Consider the following 1,672-nt stretch of genomic DNA (forward strand, 5'->3'; position numbering starts at 1 on the left):
TCCTTATGTTTAAAGATTATAACATGAATCAATTAGTTTTGCCTTTAGATTTAGAAGTGAAGTTACAAAAGAATGATATTGCCTTCCATGTCCACCATTTAGTCGAAAGTATCCCACCCGAAGCGTTTGAACCATTCCTTCGAAATGAGGGCTGTCCTGCCTACCATCCACGCATGATGCTTAAAATTATCTTATGTGCCTACACGCAATCTGTCTTCTCAGGGCGCAAAATTGAAGGACTTTTAAAAGATAGTCTTCGGATGATGTGGCTAGCTCAAGGGTATGAACCAACCTACCGCACAATCAACCGATTCCGTGTCCAAACAGAGGTGAAAGAGTTGATTCGTCAATGCTTCGTTCAATTCCGCTGCCAGCTGGTACAGGAAGAATTAATTGATCAGGAAGCTATTTTTATTGATGGAACAAAGATTGAAGCGAATGCGAACAAATTTACATTCGTGTGGAAAAAGTCGATTGAGAAATATCATAACGGACTAATTGAAAAGTCAAACCAACTATACGATGAACTACTTGAAAAAGAAATCATGCCAGAAATTGAACGGGAAAATGAAAAGGAATTAGCATTGGAAGACCTCGCTCAAATGGTCGAAAAAGTAGATGAAGTGATTTCTGAATATGATCGAAAAATTGAGGACTCATCGGATGTAGCAGAGCGAAAGGCTTTAAGAACGGAACGAAAATTTCCAAAGCAAGCTCGCAAACAATTAATCGACTATATTGAACGCAAACTAAAATATCAAAGAGACTTCGAAATCTTCGACGAACGAAATAGTTATTCGAAAACAGACCTGGATGCGACATTTATGCGTATGAAAGATGACTATATGAAAAATGGTCAATTGAAGGCAGGTTATAACATACAAGTGGCAACAGAAGGTCAGTATGCGCTTGCCTACAGCATTTTTCCGAACCCAACGGATACACGTACATTAATCCCATTTTTAGATGAAATCGAACAACATTATTTTAAGTTACCAAAACACATCGTCGCAGATGCCGGATATGGCAGTGAACAAAATTATAATGATATCCTTTCGAATCGTAAGCGAGAAGCCTTAATCACGTACAACATGTATTTAAAAGAACAGAAGAAAAAGTATAGGCAAAACGAATTCAATACAGCGAACTGGGATTATGATGAAGAAAATGATCGATACACTTGCCCAAACCAACAACAGCTTGTATTTAAATATCGTACCACGAAAACGGATAAGTATAATTTCACGCGTGAGTTTAAGGTATACGAATGTGAAGACTGTTCCGGATGCCCCCTCCGTTCATTATGTACAAAAGCAAAAGAAGGAAATAATCGTAAGTTAATGGTGAATGAGAAGTGGGAACAACAAAAAGAATATGTGAGAGCAAAGCTTTCAGAAGAAAAAACGGGTACCATCTATCGTCAACGCAAAATCGACGTGGAACCAGTTTTTGGATTCTTGAAGGCTAATTTGCGTTTCACTCGATTTTCTGTACGAGGAAAATCGAAGGTTGAAAACGAGATGGGCCTCGCATTAATGGCCGTGAATTTAAGAAAATTCACGGCCATTAGCTAAGAGCTATCTGGAGACAACATAAAAAATAGAGAAATCCGAATTTGAATGAATTCAAATTCGGATTTCTCACTAATTGAAGCTAGTTATGTCCCAGCCTC

At 38.2% G+C, this 1,672-nt stretch carries 1 protein-coding gene; it reads left to right on the forward strand.

The features are described 5' to 3' along the window. The first annotated feature begins 5 nt into the window (after positions 1-5). Positions 6-1,574: an IS1182 family transposase gene (locus ACQKNC_RS22550; protein ID WP_427426928.1), complete on the forward strand. Its 1,569-nt coding sequence runs from the start codon at positions 6-8 to the stop codon at positions 1,572-1,574. The last annotated feature ends 98 nt before the right edge of the window (positions 1,575-1,672 follow it).

The sequence above is a fragment of the Lysinibacillus sp. NPDC094177 genome, from assembly GCF_050279145.1.
GTDB lineage: Bacteria > Bacillota > Bacilli > Bacillales_A > Planococcaceae > Lysinibacillus.

Excerpts from the sequence above, each read along its gene's own strand:
- ACQKNC_RS22550 (WP_427426928.1), top strand. The coding sequence starts at position 6 with ATGTTTAAAGATTATAACATGAATCAATTAGTTTTGCCTTTAGATTTA.